The sequence below is a fragment of the Sphingobacterium arenae genome (assembly GCF_014692505.1).
Lineage (GTDB): Bacteria > Bacteroidota > Bacteroidia > Sphingobacteriales > Sphingobacteriaceae > Sphingobacterium > Sphingobacterium arenae.
This window is the reverse complement of record NZ_JACNYK010000001.1, coordinates 1,228,115-1,253,837: the sequence shown is the minus strand read 5'-3', so window position 1 is coordinate 1,253,837 and position 25,723 is coordinate 1,228,115. Positions and strand designations below refer to the sequence as shown.

The 25,723-nt window shown below is 41.7% G+C and carries 20 protein-coding genes; 5 read left to right on the top strand and 15 right to left on the bottom strand.

Features of this window, described 5'->3' with window-relative positions; all coding sequences use genetic code 11:
• The first annotated feature begins 3 nt into the window (after positions 1-3).
• A complete protein-coding gene (locus H8B17_RS04660) occupies positions 4-1,641 on the top strand; it encodes a RagB/SusD family nutrient uptake outer membrane protein (RefSeq protein ID WP_190307967.1) in 1,638 nt (545 codons plus the stop codon).
• A gap of 55 nt (positions 1,642-1,696) precedes the next feature.
• On the opposite strand, the gene H8B17_RS04655 is transcribed toward H8B17_RS04660, so the two are convergent.
• The 3 genes from H8B17_RS04655 to H8B17_RS04645 form a co-directional block, all read right to left on the bottom strand.
• Positions 1,697-2,383 (bottom strand): response regulator transcription factor, encoded by a 687-nt coding sequence (locus H8B17_RS04655; protein ID WP_223816367.1) that lies wholly within the window; start codon positions 2,381-2,383, stop codon positions 1,697-1,699.
• Positions 2,384-2,489: 106 nt separating this feature from the next.
• Positions 2,490-3,827, bottom strand: a complete 1,338-nt coding sequence (locus tag H8B17_RS04650; RefSeq protein ID WP_223816366.1) for a sensor histidine kinase — start codon at positions 3,825-3,827, stop codon at positions 2,490-2,492.
• 116 nt (positions 3,828-3,943) lie between these two features.
• Positions 3,944-4,351, bottom strand: coding sequence for an RNA-binding S4 domain-containing protein (locus H8B17_RS04645; RefSeq protein ID WP_190307965.1), 408 nt, complete (start codon positions 4,349-4,351; stop codon positions 3,944-3,946).
• 183 nt (positions 4,352-4,534) lie between these two features.
• On the opposite strand from H8B17_RS04645, the gene H8B17_RS04640 reads away from it, so the two are divergent.
• Genes H8B17_RS04640 through brnQ form a run of 4 tightly spaced genes read left to right on the top strand, consistent with a single transcriptional unit; the run spans position 4,535 to position 8,075 of the window.
• On the top strand, positions 4,535-5,356 hold the full coding sequence (locus tag H8B17_RS04640) for a 2,3,4,5-tetrahydropyridine-2,6-dicarboxylate N-succinyltransferase (protein ID WP_190307964.1): 822 nt from the start codon (positions 4,535-4,537) through the stop codon (positions 5,354-5,356).
• The gene (locus tag H8B17_RS04635; protein ID WP_190307963.1) at positions 5,356-5,937 is read left to right on the top strand and encodes an L-threonylcarbamoyladenylate synthase; all 582 of its coding nucleotides are present in this window, start codon (positions 5,356-5,358) and stop codon (positions 5,935-5,937) included. Before H8B17_RS04640 ends, H8B17_RS04635 begins: the two co-directional genes overlap by 1 nt.
• Positions 5,934-6,764 carry a dihydropteroate synthase gene (folP, locus tag H8B17_RS04630; RefSeq protein ID WP_190307962.1) on the top strand — a complete coding sequence of 277 codons (831 nt, stop codon included), beginning with the start codon at positions 5,934-5,936 and terminating at the stop codon, positions 6,762-6,764. Before H8B17_RS04635 ends, folP begins: the two co-directional genes overlap by 4 nt.
• Positions 6,765-6,773: 9 nt before the next feature.
• Positions 6,774-8,075, top strand: a complete 1,302-nt coding sequence (brnQ, locus tag H8B17_RS04625; protein ID WP_190307961.1) for a branched-chain amino acid transport system II carrier protein — start codon at positions 6,774-6,776, stop codon at positions 8,073-8,075.
• Positions 8,076-8,193: 118 nt separating this feature from the next.
• On the opposite strand, the gene H8B17_RS04620 is transcribed toward brnQ, so the two are convergent.
• The 12 genes from H8B17_RS04620 to H8B17_RS04565 form a co-directional block, all read right to left on the bottom strand.
• Positions 8,194-9,384 (bottom strand): AGE family epimerase/isomerase, encoded by a 1,191-nt coding sequence (locus H8B17_RS04620; protein WP_190307960.1) that lies wholly within the window; start codon positions 9,382-9,384, stop codon positions 8,194-8,196.
• 7 nt (positions 9,385-9,391) lie between these two features.
• Positions 9,392-10,330: a DUF4434 domain-containing protein gene (locus tag H8B17_RS04615; RefSeq protein WP_190307959.1), complete on the bottom strand. Its 939-nt coding sequence runs from the start codon at positions 10,328-10,330 to the stop codon at positions 9,392-9,394.
• The gene (locus H8B17_RS04610; protein ID WP_190307958.1) at positions 10,331-11,005 is read right to left on the bottom strand and encodes a GDSL-type esterase/lipase family protein; all 675 of its coding nucleotides are present in this window, start codon (positions 11,003-11,005) and stop codon (positions 10,331-10,333) included. It lies immediately after the preceding gene.
• A gap of 2 nt (positions 11,006-11,007) precedes the next feature.
• The gene (locus H8B17_RS04605) at positions 11,008-11,691 is read right to left on the bottom strand and encodes a GDSL-type esterase/lipase family protein (protein WP_190307957.1); all 684 of its coding nucleotides are present in this window, start codon (positions 11,689-11,691) and stop codon (positions 11,008-11,010) included.
• Between the two features lie 16 nt (positions 11,692-11,707).
• Positions 11,708-13,105, bottom strand: coding sequence for a DUF5009 domain-containing protein (locus H8B17_RS04600; RefSeq protein ID WP_190307956.1), 1,398 nt, complete (start codon positions 13,103-13,105; stop codon positions 11,708-11,710).
• An 18-nt stretch (positions 13,106-13,123) separates the two neighbouring features.
• Complete coding sequence (locus H8B17_RS04595; protein WP_190307955.1) at positions 13,124-14,296, bottom strand: copper amine oxidase; 1,173 nt, start codon at positions 14,294-14,296, stop codon at positions 13,124-13,126.
• Between the two features lie 10 nt (positions 14,297-14,306).
• Complete coding sequence (locus H8B17_RS04590) at positions 14,307-15,632, bottom strand: alpha amylase family protein (protein WP_190307954.1); 1,326 nt, start codon at positions 15,630-15,632, stop codon at positions 14,307-14,309.
• Between the two features lie 17 nt (positions 15,633-15,649).
• Positions 15,650-17,038, bottom strand: coding sequence for an alpha amylase family protein (locus H8B17_RS04585; protein WP_190307953.1), 1,389 nt, complete (start codon positions 17,036-17,038; stop codon positions 15,650-15,652).
• Positions 17,039-17,106: 68 nt separating this feature from the next.
• Entirely contained in the window at positions 17,107-18,765 is a 1,659-nt protein-coding gene (locus tag H8B17_RS04580; protein WP_317170988.1) for a DUF5018 domain-containing protein, read from the bottom strand.
• A gap of 44 nt (positions 18,766-18,809) precedes the next feature.
• Positions 18,810-20,501 (bottom strand): RagB/SusD family nutrient uptake outer membrane protein, encoded by a 1,692-nt coding sequence (locus H8B17_RS04575; RefSeq protein ID WP_190307951.1) that lies wholly within the window; start codon positions 20,499-20,501, stop codon positions 18,810-18,812.
• 24 nt (positions 20,502-20,525) lie between these two features.
• Positions 20,526-23,726, bottom strand: a complete 3,201-nt coding sequence (locus tag H8B17_RS04570) for a SusC/RagA family TonB-linked outer membrane protein (protein WP_190307950.1) — start codon at positions 23,724-23,726, stop codon at positions 20,526-20,528.
• A 30-nt stretch (positions 23,727-23,756) separates the two neighbouring features.
• Positions 23,757-25,619 carry an FAD-dependent oxidoreductase gene (locus H8B17_RS04565; protein ID WP_223816365.1) on the bottom strand — a complete coding sequence of 621 codons (1,863 nt, stop codon included), beginning with the start codon at positions 25,617-25,619 and terminating at the stop codon, positions 23,757-23,759.
• Positions 25,620-25,723 lie beyond the last annotated feature (104 nt).

Sequence of the window (25,723 nt, the reverse complement as noted above, 5' to 3'; positions counted from 1 at the left end):
GTTATGAAAATTTCTATTAGAAGATACGCAACTTTATTTGCTTTGACAGCTGCACTTACACTAAACTTCACGGGCTGCACCAACTTGGACGAAAGCCTGTATAGTACGTTGGAAAAAGACCGTTTTTATAAAAATAAGCTAGAAGTCATGCAGGCCGCGCTACGCCCTTTTACCCACATGCAGGCGTGGTTAGCGCCGACAGGTGGAAGTGGGCATTATTATCATGCCGAATTGAGCGCGGATCAGATAGCTTGGCCTCAAAAAGGAAAACATGGTTATGATAATGGCGATCACATCAGGATGCATTATCACACTTGGACACCCAACGAAAATCGTATGATTACTGCATGGGAACTCATGTGGACAGGCCTTGGACATGTAAATGGTGCATTGAATGATATCAGTCAATTGGATGTCGCACAGATCGATATGACCACCGAAGAACATGAACAAGTCCTTGCACAGTTGAAGGTCCTGCGCGCGTTCCATTACCTCAAAATAATGGACATGTGGGGAAATGTTCCCCTTGCGCTGGAAGTACCGCTCTCCCCCCAAAACCCTGAAACACAACCTAGGGCAGAAGTTTTTGCATTCGTAGAAAAAGAGCTATTAGATAATATGGATAAGCTGCCGCTGACGGAAGCCTCTACGGTTGGACAGATTTCTACCGCAGCAGCTTACGCAATGTTAGCCGAATTGTACCTCAATGCGGAAGAATGGTCTGGAACGGCAAGATGGGATGATTGTGTGGCTGCTTGTGACAAAATTATTTCTGGAGAAGCAGGAGGAGTCGGTGGTATACCGCAACTTTCCGCTGATATCAACGAACTTTTTGCGAATACAAACAGCGCCAACCCGGAGTCACTCTTTCAGTTTGAATATAGCCGACAGGCTGGATTTACCTTTGACTGGGGTGGGTTTTATATGGGGTATGACAACATGAGGGAAGCATTGAACGTAACGTATGGTGGATGGAATGCATTTGTCGTTATCCCCTCGGCTTTCGATGCCTATGCGGAGAATGATATGCGAAAAAAGGACTGGTTTTTATTCGGGCCGCAATATAAATACGGAACGACGACACCCGTTTTAGGCACCGAAGAATGGAATGGCAAACCATTGGTATACGTGAATACGATCCGAAGAGAAAGTGAAGGAGATTTAACATCAGAAGGATCGATGACCGAAGGGGAGGAAAATTCTGGTGCACGGTTCCATAAATATAAATCGGGTATACAGAGCGACCCCAATTACCAAGAGAACGATTATATTATTTATCGTTTAACAGAGATTTATTTCAACAAGGCAGAGGCGTTAATGCGTAAGAACGGAGGAGCTGCTACTACAGACGCAGTACAATTGATCAATAAATCGCGTGAACGGGCATTCGCTGAACAAGATTGGGCTAATGAAAAATATACCGAATCCAGTCTCACGCTGGAGGAGCTGCTTGCCGAACGGGGACGAGAGTTTATCTTTGAGGGTAAACGACGCACCGATCTCATCCGGTTTGGCAGATTTCATACCGCCACGTGGTGGGATCATGACCCTAAAAGCTCATCGGAGCACAAAACATTGTTTCCAATACCACAGGTTCAGTTATCAATTAACCCTAATCTAAAACAGAATCCGGGTTATTAAAAGAAAACATAATATCTTCTGTATTTATCAACGATAGGTGCAGGAGATATTATTCCTATTTTTTCTCCTTCATTATAAATCCAACTTTGAAAACAGTTTCTAATTCAACGTTACCGGAGAACCGAAGAATCTTACGTATCCGGCTAATAAATACATCCAAGCTACGCCCTAAAAAATAGTCGTCCTTACCCCAGATATGAAGGAGTATATCCGACCTCTTCAATACTTTATTTTCCTGAGCGAGGAGAAATTTCCACAATTCAAACTCTCTAGTCGTTAACTTATACTCCTTTTGTTTACCAATAGTCAACCGCATCGTATTACAGTCTAGCATTACATCACCGAACCCTAACTTTTGATGTACGATTTCTCCATTGTTTCTTTTCAAAATATTATGAATACGCCATACGAGCTCCTCGGCATCAAAAGGTTTTGTTATATAGTCCGCCGCTCCAAGTTTCAACCCTCTTAAACGGCTTTGCCGCTGATTCCTGGCTGTCAGAAACAAGAAAGCAGTCGTAGGTCTTATTTTTCGGACAACTTCGATTAATTCAAATCCATCCATCCCAGGCAACTGTACATCGACAATCAACAGATCGAATTCCTCTTCTTTACAACTTTCCGTCGCACCGAAAGCACTCGGCACTAATTTCGTTGTAAACCCGACCGCATTTAGATAATTTTTAACTTCTTGCCCAAGATCCTGATCGTCCTCTATCAATAAAAGCTTCCCGTTCATCATACATAGATCTTAAATCACCTCTTAGCGAAACACTAAACTAAACTGCATAACAACACAAACATGTTAAGCGGATGTTAATGCTAGCAAAAGGTGTTCCGATACGGAATTACCTACGCGTCGGAATAATGATTTTAACGGACATCCCTTCCCCATCGATATACGCTAGTTCTAGCTGCCAAGCGTGTATTCGGATCATCTCATGTACATAATAAAGCCCTAATCCCAGGCCTCCCTTCTCCTTTCCTTTTTCTCCTTGATAAAATTTTCTAAAAACGTGACGTCGTTCTTGATGATCTATCCCTTCCCCATTGTCCAACACCTCCAAGATAATCTGTCGTCCACTGGAGAGCAAACGAAGGGTGACTTCTTTTTCTACAATATGATTATGCTTAATACCATTTTCAATTAAATTGTTAACAGCAGTGGTGAGTAAAAACAAATCATATTCCGCAAAAATCTCTTCGGTTCCCGTTTCAATATCAATATAAACATTTGGGTTCTGCACGTATTTTAGCCGTAAATCATAAACTATTTTTTCAAGATCTTCTGTCAAATTTCGTCGTTCAAAGCACAACTGATCGGGATTAAACATCGAAATCCAAAGGGCTTGATCGACCATCTGGTCAATTCGTTTCGATTGCCGATCAATAACCTCAATACTTTGTGCTATACGCTCGTTTTGCAGTCCTTGTGTTTCCCGTAATAAGTTCTTTACAGAAACAGCGATAGAAGATATCGGGGTTTTAAATTCATGGGTGATGCTATTCAGAAAGTCTTGTGAAATCTCATTCAGTTTCTTTTGTTTCTGCCAACTGCGGAATGTCCTTAGATAAGTGACTGCGATCATTAGGACACTCACGGCCGTAAGCGCTAAAAGAGGAAATATCTTCTTAAAGACCTTGCGGCGTTGTGTCAAATCCAATCCATAAAGTGTAAATTTCATCAGGTAGCTATAGGGTTCGTATGCGCTCACGGAAACCGAAGTAATTACATTATTCGGAGATATATAATGACCATCACCATCGATAAGAACTGGTTTAAGGCTGTCCTGCTGGCTAAGATGTATATACTTTTTACCGTCAAAAGATACCGCTACGTGATCCAGTGTTAACGCATAGCCATATTCTTCTAAATCCAACTGTTGTAATTCTAAAATAGCCGACAATAAGGAATCCATATTCGACTTAGCCCGCAATTCCAGTATAACATGGTCTCGTAAGGCTATCAGGGAATCTTTTAATGCAATCGGATTGTTGTCCAGCTTTTTCTGCAACGAAAACAGCTCATCTTTACTCAAATATTCATCGATCACTTCCTGACCGCTCGGATATAGCTTATCGTTTATGATGGCTAATTCATACGCCTCTTTTATATATTTTTTTTCCGTTTTTGAAAACTCCTTATGCTCAATTTCGTATGAACTGGACAAAAGTTTATACTGCAAAAAAAGCAATATGAAGAAACAGATAGTAGCCAATACCCGCAATAAGTGGTCATGCTTCATACCCCAAAAAGACAAAACTGTATCTGCTATATTTACATCCTAAATAATCATCAACATCAAGCGTCGTCATCTTCCCACAAATCCGACTTTAAATCGTCTATCTCCCGACGATCTTTTTTCGTTGGCCGTCCCGTACCACGATCTCGCTTTAGCACAGGTGCATGAAATGTAGACTTATAAGCATATGTTTCTTCCACCGGTGTTTGGTCTTCATAAAACTGGACTGCTGTTTTGGCATCTACCCGTCGTTCCAATAATCCCGTCACGTGGATCACCTTGCGTTCGATACCCTTTTGAATCGAATATATTTCTCCTATTTTCACCATATAGGAGGGCTTTATATTTTGCCCGTTCAGCTTCACTCGTCCCGCTTTACACGCTTCCGTGGCCAAGCTTCTTGTCTTAAATATACGAATTGCCCACAAGTATTTATCTATGCGTAGTTTTTCCGTTTCTGCTCCCATATTGCAAAAATAGGGGTTTTCTTTTCATTTAAATTACCTTTGCTAGGTTTTTACATTTAGATATTATTCAATTATATTTGTCCTTCAATGACATGAATGAGCGCACGATACGCAGTGCCGGAGTCCAAGTGTTTTATATACGTTAGTATTCCAACTCTTCATTTTACAACATAATAATTAAAAATGGACTTACACAAATTGCAAAAATTAATTGACGATGCTTGGGAAAACAGGCAATTATTAGAATATAAGGAACATTATGAGGCTGTTAAAGTGGTCATCGATAAGCTGGACAAAGGTAAATTACGTGTCGCCGAGCCGATTGGCACCCGTTGGCATGTGAACGACTGGATTAAAAAAGCCGTTATTCTTTATTTCCCTATTCAGGAAATGAAAGAAGTTCATAATAACCCATTCGTCTATCATGATAAAATGGAGTTAAAGACGAATTACAAGTCTCTTGGCGTACGTGTGGTTCCGGGCGCGAGCGCGCGTTACGGTGCCTATCTATCGAAAGGCGTTATCATGATGCCTTCTTATGTAAACATCGGTGCTTACGTCGATGAAGGTACAATGGTGGACACTTGGGCTACCGTAGGTTCCTGTGCACAAATCGGTAAAAACGTCCACTTAAGCGGGGGTGTGGGTATCGGTGGGGTCCTGGAACCCGTCCAAGCCGCACCGGTTATTATTGAAGATAATGTATTTGTAGGCTCACGTGCCATTGTCGTGGAGGGTATTCGCGTGGAAACAGAAGCGGTTTTAGGCGCCAATGTGGTATTAACCGCATCAACAAAGATCATTGACGTATCGGGGGCCGAGCCCGTAGAATACAAAGGCTACGTTCCCGCACGATCTGTGGTTATACCGGGCTCCTATACAAAAGAATTTCCTGCAGGTGAATACCAGGTACCTTGTGCTTTGATTATTGGTCAGCGTAAAGAATCTACCGACAAGAAAACTTCCTTAAACGACGCATTACGCGAGCACAATGTGGCGGTTTAATGACGTATACCGCGGTACATAAAGAAGATGTGAATAAAGCCCTTGAAACGTTGAAAAACGGAGGGCTTATTCTTTATCCTACGGATACGATTTGGGGTATAGGCTGTGACGCTACCAATGCGGAGGCTGTGGAAAAAGTTTTTGCTTTGAAAGGACGAGCGTTCCATAAAAGTTTAATTGTGCTTTTACATAACGATAATCAACTGGCAAGTTATGTCAATGACATACCGGAGGTTGCATACGAATTGATTGAATACAGTGAAAAACCTTTAACTATAGTGTATTCGAACGCCAAAAACCTAGCACCGAATGTTATTGCGGCGGATAACAGCGTCGGTATCCGTATAGTTCACCATCCTTTCTGTGAACTGTTGCTACAACGGTTTCGCAAACCTATCGTATCTACATCAGCAAATAGCAGTGGGGAGTTTTCTCCTTCTTGCTTCGCAGAAATTTCCGAACAGATTAAAGCGGGTGTTGATTACATTGTGTCGTACGGTCAGGATGAAAAGGGAGATGGCAAATCTTCTACCGTGATGAAGCTAGACCCCAGTGGTAAATTTGAGTTTTTACGAAAATGATATCGACACGACCAGCACAATCCGTCAACGCAGCGGGGCGGTTGATTACTTTCGAGAGACCCTTGATTATGGGGATTCTCAACGTAACGCCTGATTCCTTTTTTGATGGAGGAAAGCATAATAACCTCGATAATGCGCTGCTAAAAGCGGAAGAACTTATTCGGGACGGGGTGGATATCATCGACATTGGTGCTTATTCTTCTCGTCCAGGCGCCTCTCCTGTCTCGTCAGCAGAGGAGATAAATAGAGCTATACCGGTTATCCGGGAATTAACAAAAAAGCCCAACCTTGTCCTGTCTATCGATACCTTCCGTGCCGACGTTGCGGAAGCCTGTGTAGAAGCGGGTGCACACATTATCAATGATATCTCGGGTGGTACACTTGACGAGCATATGTTTGCTACAGTAGCTCGATTACAAGTGCCGTACATCTTGATGCACATGCGTGGCACACCGGAAACGATGCAAACGTTCACGGATTACGATGATATAGCTGTAGATGTAGCCACCGCATTAGGAGAAAAGATTTCCGTATTGCGCGCCTTAGGGGTGAAAGATATCATCCTTGACCCGGGTTTCGGATTTGCAAAGACAATTGAACAAAACTATGAGCTCCTCTATCGTGTCGATGAGCTGCATTATTTCGGCCTGCCGATATTAGGCGGAATATCCCGTAAATCAATGATTTACAAAAAGCTTGGCGTTACGCCAGAAGAAGCATTAACAGGTACAATAGCACTAAACACCGTATTGCTCACAAAAGGGGTACAACTGCTCCGCGTGCATGACGTGAAAGAAGCGAAGCAATTGGTTAAACTATTATTTTAATAGACTATTTTGAGAAAGCTACGAGATATTATCACGATCGGTTTCGCTTTGTTTGCCATGTTCTTCGGAGCAGGAAATCTACTTCTTCCTCCGTTTATCGGCATACAAGTGGGTAACCATATATGGATAACGATCTTAGCTTTTGGATTAACGGGTATCCTACTCCCCTTTTTGGGAATACTATCGGTTACTAATTCGGGATATGATTTTAATGACTTGGGGCACCGCATCAATAAGAACCTAGCTGCTATACTCGGCGCGGTCATCATGATCTGTATCGGCCCGTTAATTGCGCTTCCTCGAACAGCAGCGACCACTTTTGAGGTCGGCGTGCTTCCCTCCTTTCCAAACAGCAACCCGATCTGGACATCCATTCTCTTTTTTGCTATCACCTGGCTATTTTCTATCGTACCTTCGAAGGTTGTCGACCTGGTTGGAAACATATTAACGCCATTTTTGTTGATCGTGTTGGTCATGTTAATTGTTGTAGGAATTACTTCCCCTGTTGCTGCACCGCAAGAAGGCCTCCTATTAACATCAGAGTCATTTACATTGGGTTTTATCGAAGGCTACCAAACCCTCGATGTATTAGCATCGGTGATATTTGCGGGCATTATTATCTCCGCTACGAAAGCCAAAGGATATGAACGGATTGCCGAAAAAAACAAAGTCGTCATCGCTTCCGGCGCATTAGCGGCCGCTTGTTTATTCTTTATTTACGGCGGTTTAATCTATCTCGGAGCCACTGCTGGTGTCGAAGGAACAGATATGAGCCGATCGGCACTTCTTATTCACATTTCAAACAATATCTTGGGCAAGTACGGAACGTTGGCCATCGCAATCAGCATTGCGCTGGCTTGTCTCACCACCGCCATCGCTTTGACGACGGCCGTAGGTACTTTCTTTAGCAAACTGACCAACGGCAGACTTGGCTACAAGCTACTTGTAACCGTTTCCTGTCTGCTCTCGGGTGTTCTTTCTGTCACAGGTGTAGACAACATCATTCAGTTCGCTTATCCTCCATTAGCTTTTGTCTATCCTATTGTCATCACGTTGGTTTTATATATTGTTATATTTGGCCGGTTTGTCAAAACCAAACTTCCGTATATCATGGCATTAATGGCCTCTACGATCATAGCCGCATTAAATGTAATGAAGATAGTGGGCATCTTGCATGCTGATATTTTGATTTGGTTCAACCACATTCCCTTCTTTGCTTACGAGCTAGGATGGGTGGTTCCTTCGTTTGTGTTTTTTGTTATTGGTCTGTGCGTGAATAATTATAGAAAAAACATTCAGTCAGTCAGATAAAAGAAAACAACCTTTTCTAGACACCTACTTCTTCCACTCCATTTATAGGTTTATCCACGAAAATTAAACACGGTCAAACAAATGCGTGCACCTTTTACACATTTCTATTGAATGCTTTTTAAAGAATTGAAGCCCGCTTATCATTTACACTCTTTCCATTGTTTTTTAATGTCGTATAAATCTTGAACAATGCCCGCGGCACATGAAAACAGCCTTTCCATTTACCACCTTTCAACGTTAGCAATGGTTCGCCTTGTCTATTTAAATAACCATACCATTCACCATACTCCGGATCTGAAAAATGGCCGAAAGCGTACGCATCCAATTTTTCAAACCATTCTTTACAACGTGTGTCACCTGTATAAGCATAGCCCTTCGCCATACAGACTAATGCTTCCAGATGTACCCACCAAAGTTTTTGATCCCATTCTAGCTGCTGCATAGGTTTATTCAGTATATCTTTAAAATACAATATCCCCCCATATTTATCATCCCAACCAAATTCTAAAGCCCGGAGCGCTATATCAACACACTTTGCCATGAGGGAATCATCTCCACGTCTGTCTGCTAGATCCATCATAAACCACATCGCCTCTATAATATGCCCAGGGTTTACTAACCGTCCGTCGAACGAATCAGAAAACGAGCCATCTATATTCACATTCTCCATAATCAAACCGGTATCTGGCTGATAAAAAACCTCCATGACTTCATGGATGACTTCATCTATCAATGACTCGACGGTATTAACCTCTACAATATGCTCAAGCTCTAAAGAAAGGTTACTTAAAATCATCGGTAGGGCAAATCCTTTGAGGGAGCGAGTACCGGGATAACTTTTATTATATTGATCTTTGGGATTGTCCCGGCGATTCAATATTCTTTTAAAAGTGTCGTGAGCCACTTGCGCATGCTCATCTTTTCCTGTAATCTTGTATATCGCACCCAATCCCATGCTGGCAAAGCAATCTGAAAATATATTGTATGGCTGCACCAGCGGACGACCTGCTCTATCTAATGAAAAATACCAATCACCGTGTTTATTCCGTCCATTTTTTAAGATAAAAGCAGAACCTTGCTCTGCCATTTCTCGCCAGATTTCCTTTGGTTCCACTTGATGATAGAGCATAGACAGTGTCCAAATCTGCCGACCTTGCAACCACATGAACTTATCTGTATCAAATAGCGTCCCGTCTCGATCCAAACAAGTCAAAAAACCACCATAATCCTTGTCATTGGAATACTTTACCCAAAACGGCATAACATGCTCTAAAAGTTCCTTCTCATACCGTTCAACAAATCCTTTCATTTCTACTCTATTTATTCAATGTTTCTAAATATTCCTTATACCTGTTATATAAATGTCCTGCCTGCAAATAGGCGGACTGAGGACTCATAAAATGCGAAAATTCAAAAGTGATCGCTTTATCATATCCAGCCTTTCGGGCAGCTTCCAATTTAAGGCGAAGCTTCTCGAATTTAATCGGCAAAAACTTAATTGGCATATCCCGGTCAAAAGATTCGGCATTGGTCCAGCATTGCATGTTGTATTTGCTGGCGAGCTTCTTGTTGACCGCAAAAAAATCATCCAGCTCATGGTAATCAATATGCCCATCCTGAAAAGCAACCGCATCGACAACCTCATGTATTTCATGAAATATCTCATTCCATTCGCTCTCATGTTCCTGTACAGATACAAAATCTGCTTTCGTCAGCCCCGAAGATGCAGCCATTACGGCTTTCTTACCGTCAATCCAAGGTGAAATAAAAGTGGGTAGATTATTGCTTACGGCTTTGCATTGTTCCCCCAGAATACGAAAGGCCGTGGAAGCTCCTTTGGTCTGGCGGCTAATTTCCATACTCAAATACCAGCCACCAAAACTCGGATAATGACCATACTTTTTCCACACCTCATCAATCACAAAGCGATTGGCATCTATTTCATGCTGCATTTTCCCAGTATCCCAATATTTTCCGCTATCGTAAAGACCGAAATAGAATTTCATACTGTGTTTCTCAGCCAATTGCAGAAACATCTCTACCATGTCAACTGGCGGTGCATAGCATCCCATATTTTGCTGTAGCCAAGTGGATGGATAAGTAATGAATCTTCGATATCCGCTACGGATCATGATAACCGTATCGATCCCTATAGCCTTCATGTGTCCAAAATCGAGATCCCATTCTGCCCTGCCCCAGTTTTGATGAGGTATGTCATGGCTGATCTCATCTAAAAAAGTACCCGTAATCTTCATCTATAAATATTTTTTCTCTTTCAAATATTCCACCCAACGGATGTAAGCGTCTGTATTAATGTGAATGCCATCCGTTGTATATTCCTTTTTTAGCACATAACCATCCGCCAGTACTTCTTTTACATCAACATACGTCAGATTATACTCATGGATCAAGGCTTCTATTCCATTATCCAATGCTTTCACCATCTCTTCCTTTCCCTTCAAATAATCGTATTTTAATATATCTTCATTTAGCGGTAAGATACTCTGTAAGTAAATCTTTGTTTTCGGACTCTTTCTTTGGATAATCCGAATGATTTCCTCGTAATTCTGCAGACTCCAGGCGGTAGGCAGTCCTCGACCAATATCATTAATCCCCATCATGAGAAACACTTTCTTAGGTTTAGATTTCATGACATCGGCAATACGGGCTTTCATCCCAAATGTATTATCACCTCCTATTCCCCGGTTACCAACCTTATACCGACGACCAACCAACTCCTGCCAAGGCCCTCTCTCTGTAATACTATTGCCAAAAAATATAACATCATACTTCTTACCCTTCAATGCCTGATACAACTTTTCCCGACCTTCATAATACCAGTTGCTATACGTACTATCTTGAGATTTATCTTGCGCATAAAGCTGTACAGTTGCTAACATCGCTAACAATATCCATCCTGTTTTTTTCATCGTTACAATGCTTTTACTGTTTTCAAATAATTAATCATATCAACATATACGGACACCTCCAGATGGATACCGTCTGGCGTAACGTCGGAGCGTAGGTTGCCAGAATTGTCCGCCAGTATCTCGTGTAAATTGATAAAGCGGACATCTTTCTCCGTTTTACTAATCTGCTGCAAACCTTCATTCAATATCCGGATATCATTGTTCTTAACAGCCTGAAATGCTTCCAATAACTTGTCCGGATTAATCGGCAATATGCTATTAAGATAAATCTGTGTTTTGGGACAATCTTGCTTAATCTTACGCACAATTCTGGTGTAATTTTCTATAATATTCGCTGTTGGCACACCACGTTTGAGATCATTTACCCCAATCATCAGAAATACTTTCTTGGGCTGATGTCTCGTTATTTCATCCAACCGAGCCAATACACCGTAAGAAATATCTCCGCTGATCCCTCTATTTAGAACCGGGAGTTCAGGCAAAATATCATTCCAACGACCTGCGTCTGTCAAGCTATTGCCTATGAATATTATGGCGTTGGGAAGAACGGGCATCTTTCGGAACTGCGCCAGCTGTTCGGTATATCCCGAGAAAATATAATTACTGTCGATCCGCGATACGATTTGGGCTTTAACCTCGTGAATAAACAGTGTAATAATGAGTAAACCCAATAATCTCTTTTCCATGTTACTTAAATTAAATTTATGAACGCCAGAACCATTTCTTCGTCGTAGCATAATTTGTTATCATTACCATTAGCAGCAGATAAACTACCGTCCTTATCAAGCCCAAATACGGACTCATTGTTGATAACTGATCAAAAACCGGCAATATATAGGCAAGCCCCAAAACAGGAGTAATACAAAAAGTAGAAACACAGTAGGCGATCATGGGATTTTGTCCATTTTTTACGATAGAGGATACCACAAGATTTTTTGGAAAACGCTTGGTCAAATAATCACAGACAATATAAAAAACGAAAGCTAATCCGCTCGTAAGAAACCAATAACTAAAAGAAGACGGATCTTTCTTAATCCCTCCATCCAACGGTTCAAAGAACAATGCCAAAGAAGCTAAAACAAAACCCCAGCTAACCAACGTTTTGTAAAAAGTGAACTGTCCATCATTATTTTTCTTAAAAAACAGGAAAAATAGCCCGCCAAAGACAGCATGTCCCAATAGATTGACGTGCAGCAAACGCATGTATAACGTCGCTACATGAAAAATTACAAAACTTAAGCCGAGCACTGCTAAGCGCCTTGCTTGTTTTCGTTCGATATCGGTATACAGACTATTGGCAATTTCTTTATTCCTAACCAATAAATCCCCTAATATCGAACCGGGTAATACGATACAGAGGTATTTTAAAAATGAAAAATTGTAAAACCAACTAATATCCGGGTGAAAATTCCAAAGAATTTGTGTCCAACCTCCTTGTATATCTTTTGTAAACCAAATGCCCATAAAAGCAATAAGCACAGCTACCCGTAACAGAAAATTTTCGGACGTCAGCAACCAAAAAAAGGCGCCAAATACCGCCATATTGCCTAATACCAGAATGATGATATTACTCTTTGATTTGTCAAATGTGTTGGCGAGTATTTCGCTATGATACCAGATCAACAGTCCTATCACGAGAAAACCCGACAGTTGTAAGCCGTATCTTCTAAGTTTTCCTCCTTCAAAACGTAAGAATACAAGAAAGAAAGAGAAAAATGTGAGCAAAGAAGTTGCGTAATTCAACCAAATTGGTCCTGTTAGATTTTCCGGAGTAAGGTAGGCCAACGTTATTGCAAAAAACACCAGCAAAAAACCTCGTCTTAACAGCCCCAAAAGAATCTCATCATATTGCTTATTGACCAGTTTATTTCGCAATGCTAATGGGAATGCAGCCCCCATAGCAAATAGAAAAAATGGAAAGACCAGATCGACCCAAGTAATACCGGGTTGGTTGGGATTAAACTGGAAATTCGGAGGGCCTACCTGTGCATGGTACATCCACGCTGGAAATTCCGAAGTCCAGGGAATCACAGCGGCCAAGACCATCCCAATGATTGCTAATCCACGCAATAAGTCTATGCTATAGTTTCTTTTGATCATCGAAGTTTCTATTTGGTCCTATAAGTCTATCGGAACCAATATCAAAGGTGTTGGCAAGCAAGACGCCCCTGGAGGCGAATATGTAAAATTAATTTCTTGAATATCTTTCGACGGATCTGGTTTATAAACCCCTATTAAGATCGCTTCTGGAGCTGCTTTTGTCACCAATTGATCGGATGGATATTGGATCACACTTTTCTTCATATTTTCATCAAACATTTCCATCGTCAGTCCCATTCCGCCACACCATTGGTTGTCTTCCGACCTACAGTTCCAAGTAATTAATGCCAGACCTTTCCCCCCCGTACTTTTCCACTTGATGTTCGTATGGTATAACACGCCGTAATTCCCGACGTTTCTCGCAAATTCCTTTTTCTCTCCGATAGTTCCTGTAATCCATGCATCATCATTTCCGTCGGCCAGAATGAGCTGCGACACACCATTATTGGTATCAATGGTATCTCGCCCTTTAATTTTGTAATTAGATACCGGAAATATCCCTCTACCGGCATTAACATGACTAAAAGGTATAATGGTGTCAATTTCATGGAAAGCTTTGGGTCCTTCTTTATCAGGGGATGTCTGGAGTACACTGATCAATGCGGGCTGATCTATGACAAACTCATAGAAACCATGCACCAACTCATCGTACAGCACCACCTGTTTTTCCAGCCGCTCATCTATCGCGATCACTTCCCCTGGTTTGATGGCCCGTACATTATTCGTTTCACGTGACGAAAAATAGTCGTATAATCCTTGTTTTCCAATTTGGAAATAATTCATGCTAGGTTTTTGTGAAGAATACCGAAGCATTCTCAAATGCATATCTTCGTTTCCCAGATTTTTTATTACCGCCGATATCTTTCTCGGCATTTTTTGAGGTTCTTTTACTCCATTAACATTATATACATATAATCGCACCGCACCAGCATCAGCCTGCTCTTGCATAACAATTGCTTCGGGAATACGAATGTACTCCGGATCGTCGGATATCATAAACTGTGGTCCTGGTATAATCGCTTTATCATAAGCAATCTTTGGAAAGTCCATCGTTAAAAAGTCATCTAAAATCACCACATCCCCCAGCTTAGCACCGATTAAGGTTGCAGAAATAGACTCCATTTTACTTTGTGCATGGCAAACCCATGTACACATACATAACAACAATAATAATGATATATTCGCTTTCATTTATAATAATTTAATTGCTCAAACCTTCTTTTACCTGATCCCACCAACCATAATTAATAATGTGAACAATATCAAATATCATGGATCCATGTGATTTCTGACGGCACATTTTCAATGCTTTTACAAATTGATCTGGATGCCCTTTGTATTGTTCCACGTATAGGCCTGCATATACAGGGGTTTTCCCCATGGTGACTTTATTGACCAGCTCTGCTGATCCCTCTACCGTATACCAATCTTCTTTCTTCACAATTAATCCCGACTCTAGCGTCTTTTTCGTCGTATCGGTCTGTGCAAGCAATTCGGATTTCTCTACCTCAAAATAATAATTGCCCGTGGTGAACAAATCCAAAGCTTCGGCATAGCCGTATTCTTTATACGCAGTAGTAGCCCAATCAAATTCTTCGCTAGGATCATATTCTTTGCTTGCGAAATTTACACCAACATCAAAATAAAGTGGATACCAAGACCCCGTATAATCTCCGAAAACAATATCCGGATGGATAGCTTTTAATTCTTCTCTGGCTTTATAGATAAAATCGTGAATCACCTTAGCTCTCCACGCTAACCATTCTTTAAAGAGCGGTCCATTTTTTCTTTCCGTTCCCGCAAACGTATAAATATCAGCGGGGAAATTTTTAACGGCTTCTCCTCTATGCTGCTCGAATAGCCGCTTACTTTGTTCGGAAAAATCGGCATTCAAATTATCAAAGCGCACGCGATCCAGAATTATACCATCCAATTGGGGGTACATAGCGACAAGTTCTTTTAAAATAGATAGTTCGTATTCCTGTACTTGGGGCAACGCCGGATTCAACATCGTCGAATATTTGTTTTTTTGCTCGGAGATCAACTTCATACCTTCCGGCAGGTAAGATAACGTTTGCCACTTGGCTTTTGATGTATCATCATATACCACACCTCTGTCAAAATAATTGTGTCCTGCAACAAATACATTCGTCGAAGCGTGTACCTTCAAATCAAGTTTATGCCCTTCCTCTATAAAATAGCTCAGCATATCCCAAGTGGTATCTTTAACCGTTTTGCTTTCACCCCAAGAAGTCATCACCGGAGCTATCTTACTTGGGTAAAGGACCTCCCCTGTAATAGGTTTTACATCAACTACAATATCTGTTACGCCTACTTCTTTAGATTTTTGAAGATAAAATAAAATGGAGTCCTTCTCGCAAAAACGATCAAAATTTGCCGTGGCATCGAACCAGAGAATATTGCGATGAACAAAATAGTCTATATTCTCTTTTGACGCATTATCAGCACTATTACAGGAAAAAAAGAACAATGTAACAGCAAGAAAAAAATTAAATAAACGCTTCATGTTTTATAAAAAATAAATTAATCTCCAATACCTGCTTTTATTGCATCAAAAAGAGGCTCTTTCAGTTGGTTATATTGAGGTGCATACATATGTACGACATCGAATAACATCATCTTTCCTTTCGTTTTAGATAGGATATAGCGGATAGCCTTTGTTATCTCTCCTTTATTGGCGTAAGCAATATTCCCAACATCAATACTCCCATATAGGGGTACTTTGTCTTTTGTAATATAACTAGCTCCGTTTAAAGAGCCTTCTATACTCCACCAATGATATTTCATGCCGGCAGTTGCTGGATTATCAGCCAACATGATCTGGGTAAAATAATTGCCTGTCATGAGTATATCTAACTCTTCTGCATAACCTGTTGCACCATAACCAGGTGATGCCCAGTCAAAACGAACTTCAAAATCTTGAAAAGGATCATAGTCTTTGCTTGCCCAGTTAACCCCGACTTGATAATAAGTCGTATACCAAGCACCAACATAAACCCCAAATTCCACATTAGGCTTTACTGATTTTACAGCAGCCCGGGCTTTCGCCATAAAATCTTTAATGACCTGTGCACGATAAATCAACCACTGCTTATAATATTTGCCTGTCGTTGCAGGCAAAAGCTGTCCCGAACTTTCCCGCCATGAAGTAACAATATCAGCTGGAAAATTCATATTTTTTGCCTGTGTATCATTATATTTAGATTCCAAAAAAGAAATAAACTGCTGCTTACTTAAATCAGAAAAGTCAGCCGTTATATCCGTATACCGTCCATAGTCTAAAATCATCCCATCTAAATCAAACTTACCTACAATCTCTTTGATAATATTAAGTGCTTTTTCCTGTACTACGGATGCTCCTGGATTTACAAAGATATTTTTTCCAGTTTCTGAAATTGGCCCTAGCGTTCCAGCAGTATTCTTGACGACAATAGATTCATATTTATCTCTATAGGCAGGATTGTCAAACACGTAACCAAAACCTCTACGGTCACCGTCCACAAAAGTCACCATAGACAAATACACCTTGAATTTTCTTTTCTTCGCCTCGGAAATCAGGAATGGGACATAGTCGCTCAATCGCGTCTTGCCATCTCTTTCTGTCATTTCCCCCGTATAATCACTCGGATACATCGTATAGCCCGAACTTCCCTTAACATCTACAACGAGACCTGTCACACCAACATCTTCCAATATATCCAGAATTTCGACGATCCCCTCTTTTTGACTAAATTTCCCATAAGTTCCAAACACATTTGAGTTTGCATCCACCCAAACCAATACTTCCTTATTTTCTTCTTCGTCTGGATTTTCGATATCAGGATCTTTTGGATCCGGGGTAGACCCAGTGTCTTTCTTGCATGCGTACAACGCAAAGAATACGATTGCCAAGACAATTATTTTATAATTCATACGCTATTTTTATGAAGGCAATACGAGAAATCCCGTATTGCCTGATCCAAAATTAATGTTCGTTTTTATTACTCTACATCCACACAATCAAACTGTACTCCGACCACGTACCCGTTAGTAAACATAAAATATAGATATAGGTAGTAGCCATTCTCCGATACAGTCATAGCGACGTCTCCCGTACCATTTCCATTTTTTGCGCTGAGCGCCGCATTCGCTCCGTATTTCCCTTTATCCGGTGACCAAATAAGTCCCGGGGTGGTATTGGCCGACGGGTTCCCGGAGAAACCTCCTTCCGTATCAATTAAGAACACCTGGTCAGCCGACCCCCACTCAAAACCGTTCACATGGTTGTAGGCAACCAATTTGGCATTGTTAAATTCAATATAATCTACTGAATTAGCGATAAAGTTAGCGTCTAATTGGTCCAGCTGCGCCATGATGCTATTCGTAGAACCATTGACCCGGGCAAGTCGATTGTTAGAATATCCGATCGCATAGTAATCGCTACTTGCGTCCGTCGGCGAAGTATAAATGACGTCGATATTATTATTACTCCAGGAATATCCTGAAATCGTCACCATTTCTGGGGTTTGGGATACGAGGTTTCCATTCACCACCTGCCATCGCGCAAAACTGCTTGACAAAACACCGACGACAGGAACTGTAATGATAGCATTGGTATTGACATCCCCGATAATGGAGAATTTCCGACCAAACGATGTACTTCCAGAGTTCCACTGGATAAATGGTTGAGGCGTTCCTGTCACTGAAGATATTTTCCATATATTGAATGTATTCCCATCATTCGGAACGAGATTACACACGAAGATATTTCCTGCATCATCGGCGGTCGTATAGAAATTTCGAAGGCCTCCTCGAATAGATCCCAAATCAATTTCCCCCACTTTCGCACCGGTAAACGCATCGATATATATACTATTTTGATTTCTCGTATTCAATACAATATATTGCCCCGTAGCAGCAATACCTCCCGTGACATCATCAACAGTTATTCCCAAATCATTTTTTAACCTTTTAGCAAACATAACTTTAGCACTGCCCGGACGGATGCCTTTGGCCAATTTGACAGCCTCAATGACTTGGATGGTATAATCACGTTGTGCATTTCCCGGAGCTTTTACAACAAACGGCTGTGGGCTTGCCAAATTAATATTGGCTTCGTTAGGAAGAGAAGCAGAAGCATGTCTATTGATTACATAAGACAGTGTAGCATTATTCAAAATCGTCCCCGGGACCAAAGAGAAATTAATTTTATCACCAATTATAATCGCTTGGACTTCCTGTGGATTGCCTCCTTCATCATTAAAGCGTAGGATAGCATTCGAGACGTCTGTATTTCCTTGTTTGTTTGCGATAACAGTATACGTCTTTTTTTCGCCGGTTCCTGATGTCACTGTCAGTTCCTTCGGAGAAGTCAAATCCCAAAAATCACTTAGCGACGGCGAAACAAGTGCGTCCGATGGTACTGTCGCGCGGATTAAAATCTTAGACAGGTCTACCTCATTATCCGAATCTATCGGGTGATAATAGTCTATGTCCAGATAAATTTTATCCTCTACGACCCTAGCTTCAAACAGCCGAGTCCTACCCTCTCCTTCATATGTTGCATATATATCACTGATTTCATTCAATTCATATCGATCTCTATATTCAACTTTCTGACAAGAGATTGTGCATAGCGTTCCCAAAAAAAGCAAAAACACTATGTAAGTTTTATAAAACCTTTTCATTTTATTCGATTAAGATATTACCATCCCTTTATTTGATCCAATGCATTATTTCGTTGCACCTCCATTTCGGGAATAGGCAGATAATACAATGCGCCGGTAAAGCTACGGTCCGTATTGTCGGCAGGTACCACTTCGTAATTAAATCCCGTGTATTTATGCCCTGTAAATTGAACACCGTTTAGTACGGTATGTGCTTTCCGCCACCTTCTTAGATCCCAGAAACGGTGCCCTTCGAAAGCTAGTTCAACCATACGCTCATGTTCTATCAATGCCATTACAGCGGATTTCGTATTCGCATAAGCGTTAGGCAACCCCCGCACACCACGCAGTTTATTGATGGTCGAAACGGCGTATGTTAACTGATTAGCTCCCGCCTGTGCTTCTGCTAAAATCAACAACACTTCCGCATACCGTAATTCAATCCAACTCTGCGTACTTCCATTGACAACGAAGTCAGTATTTTGTGGATCGAGCATCTTTTTAGCGTAATATCCGGTAACTGTCCGTTTCGGATCACCCATAGAGCCGTATGGTATGAACCCCTCGGAGTTTGATTCAGCAAGGTTTAAAGTTCTTCCTTTCCAGTTAGCTCCATGATACAGCACCGTCGCGTAAAATCTAGGTTCTCTGTTTTCATACGGTTCGGCACTGTGTACCGAATTAGACCAAGAGAATCTTGTTCCATCTGCCATTTCAAATTCATCGACCAGCTCCGCAGTAGGAACGCCATATACCAATGTGTTACCTGGCGAATCTCCCGGAGGCGCAAACCCTAAATCATATTGATGTCGCATCAACGGTGCTGAAAAGTCCACTCTAAAAATTGCCTCTTTTGTATTTTTATTTGTAAAAATAGAAGCAAAATTCGCATCCAGATCATACAATCCTTCATTCGCTAGCGTCACAACTTCATTAGCAGCACTCATCGCATTGGCGTAATACGCAGTTGCTTTTTCTCGCGGAATCCCTGTCAATGGATCAGCATTAAATTGCTTCCGATCGTTTTCGGCTATAGATGCCGCGTAAATCCACGTACGGGCAAGCATACCGTACGCAGCTCCCTTTGTCGCTCTCCCGTCTAAGTTCGTCTTATCCAAGTGTTCGGCGGCGAAGGTAAAATCTTGCGCAATATAATTCCAGCAATCATCTTCACTCGAGCGCGGATGGTCCTTCGTAGCGTATTGTTCTAAATCTTCATAGAGGATAACACTTCCATGGATCCGCAATAACCAAAAATAAACGTATCCTCTTATGAAGCGAGCCTCAGCTTCATATTTCAGTTTTTGCTCATCGTCCAGTGTTGACTTCGTTGCCAACCCATGTAAAAATTCATTCACCCGACGGATTCGCTCGTATCCTGGTCCCCAATAATTAAGCCCTACACTTCCTGCACTGAATTGGTTGGCATTTGATACCAGGATGTTCACCGTACCATTCCCTGCTGTTGTAGACGTATATTTCATAATATCCGACAATGCGTCTGTTGCATTATCGTAACCTAGATTAGGAAACAAACCAAATTGAAATTTTTTAAATTCCGCATATAGTCCGCTGACATACAGTTCTGCTGACTTAGGATCATTCCACACGGCTTCTTCTGTATATCGATCTTGTAAAGGTATATCGATTTTACATCCCTGGAATGCGACGATGGTCGACACCATCACAGCTCCAGCGATCCATCTTTTTATTTCTTTTATCTTTTTCATTGTTCTCATAATTTTAAAAGATCCTTAAAAGGTAACATTCACACCAAAAGCATAAATTCGCTGCTGGGGATAGAATCCGTTGTTTACGTTTGGCATTTCAGGATCCAAATATTTCAGATAATCAAACGTCATCAAGTTCGATCCAGTTGCGTAAAGACGAACCTGCTGTAATTTAGCGCCCGAAATCCATCTTTGCGGCAGGGTATATCCAATCTGCACCGATTTCAACCTTAAATAGTCACCTTTACGCTCCCATCCCGAGTTTTTATGCGCATTATGAGCCGACAGCTGTGCTTTATAGGCCGTTAATCTTGGGAATTCCGCATCCGGATTATCTGGTCTCCACGCATTTTCAACTAAGAAGTATGGGGAGTTTCCATAACCATAGAATGTACGGGTAAATGGTGTATTATCGTCTACTCCTTCGGTTCCGCTCGAACCTTCGTATGTACCTGCTAAGTTAACACTGGACAATCCAGCTCCCTGTAACAGGGCAGAGAAATCAAATCCTTTATACGCCAGATCGATATTTAATCCATACATTAATTCTGGCATATTTGGCCGGCCGATATAGGTCATGTCGTCATTTCTCGTGATACGGCCGTCACCGTTTAGATCACGGTATTTGAAAAAACCGGGGGCTACAATCCCGCCCGATGGCGATGGTGTATCGGCAGCTTCTTCCCAGTTCTGTACCATACCGTCTACTACGAAACCGATTTTTGTACCAATCGGCTTTCCTATCAGGCTTTGCCAAGAGGGAATATTATCGCCCTCATTCAATTTTAGATAACGGTTGCGTGCCCAGTTGATGTTTCCCGTCAACCGTAGTTGAAAGTCACCAAAACGCTCATTATAGCGCAGTTGTGCATCGAATCCACGGTTATCGGCTTCTCCAATATTTGCTATGGCTGGAAAATACCCGCCCAAAGACGGAGGATATAAATTACCTACCGAACCCAAGATGTCTTTTGTATGCTTGTAATACCATTCAAAATCCAATCCGAATTTTCCGTTCAGGAATATGGATTCAAATCCAACACTACGGGTATACGTCGTTTCCCATTTTACATCCGGATTTGCTATCGCATTGGTATAAAGCGATTTGACTGGCTGACCATCGATTACAACGACGGGTTTATCATTTAACGAAAAAGTAGATAGATAGGCGAACCGGGCACTGCCAACCTGATCATTACCTGTTTTACCATACGATCCCTTGATCTTTAAGAAGTCAATAAACGAGATGTTATCTTTAAAAAACTGTTCATCACTGGCAATCCACCCCAGTCCGACACTTGGGAAAATATCCCAGCGGTTATGCGGTGCAAACCAAACCGACGCGTCCCAGCGGGAAGCAACTTCCAATAAATAACGGTCTTTGTAACCATATGTACCACGGAAAACATAGCCTGCTTTAGATTCCGGTGTATTTGTACTACCGGTCGGTGCGATACGGTCGTCATCTTCCGCACTTCCAAAATCAATGTCCTGGATAATGTCTATGGGTAGATTGCTTGCCCCTGCCGAAAAGATAAATCCTTCTAGCCGAGAATAGTCGTATACAGCCAAAAGTCCCACAGCATGATCCTCTCCGAACACCTTGTTATATTGTATCGCTGGTTGGAATGTTTTGCGCTGGGTATTCTGGTAACTTTGTCTGACGGAATTCTTAGTGATTCCGGGCAACGTGGTTAGATGAGTAAAATCTCCGGTTACCTGCTCGCGTGCCCGACCCATCGTTTCATAGGGTGTCAACCATCCCTTTGTAGACCGGCCCGTCCAATCGAATGAAGTTATAACACGTGCTTCCAGGCCAGGTATACCAGGTACCTTAACATTGATATTTGCTGTTCCTTCCAGTACATTTCTAGTCCATTTTTGGTAACCCGAGTTTTGTACAGCCGCTACAGGGTTTACCCATCCGGCGTTAGAATTATAGCTAACAGGCAACCCGTTCTCAGCATACATTGGCATATTGGGCAACATACGAACCGCCTGGTAAAACGGATTCATATAAGCCGTATTATCCGGTGCGATACCCGGTGTATTCGTCTGTTCTTGACGAAGTCCAATATTGATCCCTGCGGTAATATATTCATTGATTTTCGCTTCGACATTAGAACGCACGTTATAGCGTTTAAAGTTCGTATTTTCTACAACCCCATCTTGATGCATGTGGGATACCGCACCAAAGTAGTTCAAGCGCTCCGTCCCTCCGTTCATAGTCAAACTATGGTTTTGAGACACACTATTTCTGCCCACCAACATCCCAATCCAGTCTGTATCACCAAATAGAGGATTCGTATTGGTACCGTTGCGGACTGCTTCAATTAACGCCGGATCATATAACATAGGCTGTGCACTCGCGCCAGTATGGGTCAGGTAATCATTATCTACCTCGATTCCTTTATTATACCATTCCATATAATCCGGTCCATTCATGAATTTAGGGAAACGTGTGTTCTGACCAATATTCACCCCGGCACTATAAGAGAATCTAGGTTTGCCCTGTTGTCCTTTTTTTGTCGTGATCATAATGATTCCATTGGATCCCCGCACACCATAAGGAGCTGTCGATATTGCGTCTTTCAAGAAGCTCAAGCTCTCTATTTCCGTCGGATCCAAATAACTGAACGATGCTCGCTCTACACCATCAATAATAATCAGAGGTGCGGCATTTCCATACGTTGAAATACCTCTGATACGTAGTGTAGCATCATCTGCTCCGGGGCGTCCGGATTGCTGCAATGTGGTTAATCCCGGTACACGTCCTGCCAAGGAATTCGTTACATTCATTGTAGGTGCCTTAGTGAGTTCCTCACCTCCTATCTGCGCCACAGAACCTACGATATTCCTTCTTTTCTGCGTTCCATATGCCACAACCACGACTTCATCCAATTCTGATCCACCGGGGTTCATCGTTACGATAATCGGCTGATTGGATGACACAGATATCGAGGTTGTTTCATATCCGATGTAACTAAATTCCAGCACAACAGGATACTTCTCAGCGTTGAGTCGGAATGCCCCTTTCTCATCTGTTGAGGCAACCTGTGCTCCTCCTTTCACCTTCACCGTGACACCCATGAGAGGCGCTTTTTGATTGTCGAGCACCGTTCCATTTACGGACGATTGTCCTTGGACAGCTATCGCCTGTGCAAGCATGAAAAGCATACAACTTACCCTAAATAAATAGGATTTTATGAAGTTTAAATGTTTCATAATTTGGGGTTTAAAATTATTATTATAGTATTAAATGATATTTCCTTTAAAATCGACGTCTTTTTCAAACAGCTGTAAATGAGCATCCAATAAAACCGAAACCCATCGGCGGTTCAACTTGGTATCCGTATGTATTTCTTCGTTATACCCCCCATTGGACAATATCGTCTTCAAATCAGCCGTGGTGATCTCCCTCTCTATGGATTTCACGATCTCCTGATAGCCTTTCACAGTCAAGGTTTCCCCCGAAGCCGACCAATTGTCATCCAACAGTGGAAAATAGCTTCGCAAACCTACCAAAAGTTCAAACGCACTGATTTCCCTCTCCGGATAAAACCAGGTTTGGTTTGCCCATTTGTACGGAACACCGAATCCTTTCACAACTCCGGTAGCACCTATTTTTTGCAGAATTTTAAAATGGGGATCTGCTGGAGGTACGTCTATATAAGGCATGATATACGCTGTATGGTCTAATAAGGTCGATTGCGCCTCGCGGATGGACACCTGCGACGGTGGTATCCCATTTTTTACCGCTAATGCCGCAATCACACCCGACGCCTGCCCAATACCTAAAACAACGGGCTGCAGACGGGTAGCGCCATTTACGATGTTGCTCACACCGATACTTTTTTCGGCTACAATCAATCCCTCATAATCTTTTGGTATCAATGATCCCATCGGAACATTATAAGAGGGTACGCGGATTTTAACAAAGTCAATCTCCGGTGCATTACCATATTTGTAATGATGATGGTCAATGGTGTAGTCACCAACAACTACGCCTGTACGGTAATAAGCCTCCGGTGTATCAAAAGGGGTCATTACATGTGGTAATGAGAATAACGATTTCGCCTGCAAACGCCTTGATTCACGATGATAAGGTATCATCGGAAAACCGTCGTCGGTAGGATATTCATCATAGGCTATCCCTAAATTTTTAAATCCCAGTTCAGCTTGGATATAGTACACAAACCGCAAGGTCATCTGTTTGGCTTCTTCCAATAATTTGCTGCGTTCAGTTGGTGTTCTTTCCACAATATTCAAGTAGATATCATTTCCTTTCTTAGGCCAGTTGATCATAAATTTATTGTTGGGTAACCGGCCATAGGTTAACATCTTGAAACAATCGTTATTGTCTTTATTAAAAGTAGCAGGATCGGAAACATCGCAACAACCAGCAAACTCCTCTTTGCTGTAATTTTTTGGCTTCTTTATCGTTTTGTCTGCTCCTTTACCAAAATCTTTCAATGTGATCACGTAGGTTAGATCCTGCACAATGTCATTTGCTTCTTCCAAAGCAAACGATTCATTTGTCAACGATTTGCTATCCATGCCTAAATAGTAAGGTACGTTCAAAGAAGCCATGACATCGCCTAGTTCCGTTGCATCGATAAGCACCTTTCCTTGTATAGTGGATTTTTTTCCAGCTTTAGCTTTAACGTCTACAAACCATTCTCCATTTATTTTTCGCGCATTGTCCCAAGAAGCTTCAAACAATACCTGAATATTTTTTTGTGCTTTAACCATTTTTTGGAGAATACGATTGCCTACAGATGGCTCGAAAAGCGTATTACTCACCCAACCCGTTTCAACGGCTTCCGGCCCGCCATAATAATCATATAAGTGTTGGCGGAACTCTCCCCACAGACCGGATGGCAGTCTGTGGTTTCCGTCTATAGCAGACACCCCTGCTGACGTCAACATCCCTCCCAGCCAACTTGTCTCTTCAATGACGATCACGTGAACACCCGAACGAGCCGCCTGAATTGCTGCCATTGTACCACTCGCCCCGCCACCGATAATAACAACATCTGTCTTGGTTTGAGCGGATAATTGCATCGTCCATGACCATAAGAAAATCGATAAAAATGTTATGTAAGATATCTTCATCATCAAGTTTATTAGGTGTTTCGAAACGCTAAATAAGAAATAATATTTTAAACAGACAAGATATTTTTAATTTTTTTTAAAAATACAAGATCAAATATGTTTTTTAT

Coding starts and splice junctions, on each gene's coding strand:
- H8B17_RS04660 (WP_190307967.1), top strand. CDS start 4: ATGAAAATTTCTATTAGAAGATACGCAACTTTATTTGCTTTGACAGCT.
- H8B17_RS04655 (WP_223816367.1), bottom strand. CDS start 2,383: ATGATGAACGGGAAGCTTTTATTGATAGAGGACGATCAGGATCTTGGG.
- H8B17_RS04645 (WP_190307965.1), bottom strand. CDS start 4,351: ATGGGAGCAGAAACGGAAAAACTACGCATAGATAAATACTTGTGGGCA.
- H8B17_RS04640 (WP_190307964.1), top strand. CDS start 4,535: ATGGACTTACACAAATTGCAAAAATTAATTGACGATGCTTGGGAAAAC.
- H8B17_RS04635 (WP_190307963.1), top strand. CDS start 5,356: ATGACGTATACCGCGGTACATAAAGAAGATGTGAATAAAGCCCTTGAA.
- folP (WP_190307962.1), top strand. CDS start 5,934: ATGATATCGACACGACCAGCACAATCCGTCAACGCAGCGGGGCGGTTG.
- H8B17_RS04620 (WP_190307960.1), bottom strand. CDS start 9,384: ATGAAAGGATTTGTTGAACGGTATGAGAAGGAACTTTTAGAGCATGTT.
- H8B17_RS04615 (WP_190307959.1), bottom strand. CDS start 10,330: ATGAAGATTACGGGTACTTTTTTAGATGAGATCAGCCATGACATACCT.
- H8B17_RS04610 (WP_190307958.1), bottom strand. CDS start 11,005: ATGAAAAAAACAGGATGGATATTGTTAGCGATGTTAGCAACTGTACAG.
- H8B17_RS04605 (WP_190307957.1), bottom strand. CDS start 11,691: ATGGAAAAGAGATTATTGGGTTTACTCATTATTACACTGTTTATTCAC.
- H8B17_RS04600 (WP_190307956.1), bottom strand. CDS start 13,105: ATGATCAAAAGAAACTATAGCATAGACTTATTGCGTGGATTAGCAATC.
- H8B17_RS04595 (WP_190307955.1), bottom strand. CDS start 14,296: ATGAAAGCGAATATATCATTATTATTGTTGTTATGTATGTGTACATGG.
- H8B17_RS04590 (WP_190307954.1), bottom strand. CDS start 15,632: ATGAAGCGTTTATTTAATTTTTTTCTTGCTGTTACATTGTTCTTTTTT.
- H8B17_RS04585 (WP_190307953.1), bottom strand. CDS start 17,038: ATGAATTATAAAATAATTGTCTTGGCAATCGTATTCTTTGCGTTGTAC.
- H8B17_RS04575 (WP_190307951.1), bottom strand. CDS start 20,501: ATGAAAAAGATAAAAGAAATAAAAAGATGGATCGCTGGAGCTGTGATG.
- H8B17_RS04570 (WP_190307950.1), bottom strand. CDS start 23,726: ATGAAACATTTAAACTTCATAAAATCCTATTTATTTAGGGTAAGTTGT.
- H8B17_RS04565 (WP_223816365.1), bottom strand. CDS start 25,619: ATGATGAAGATATCTTACATAACATTTTTATCGATTTTCTTATGGTCA.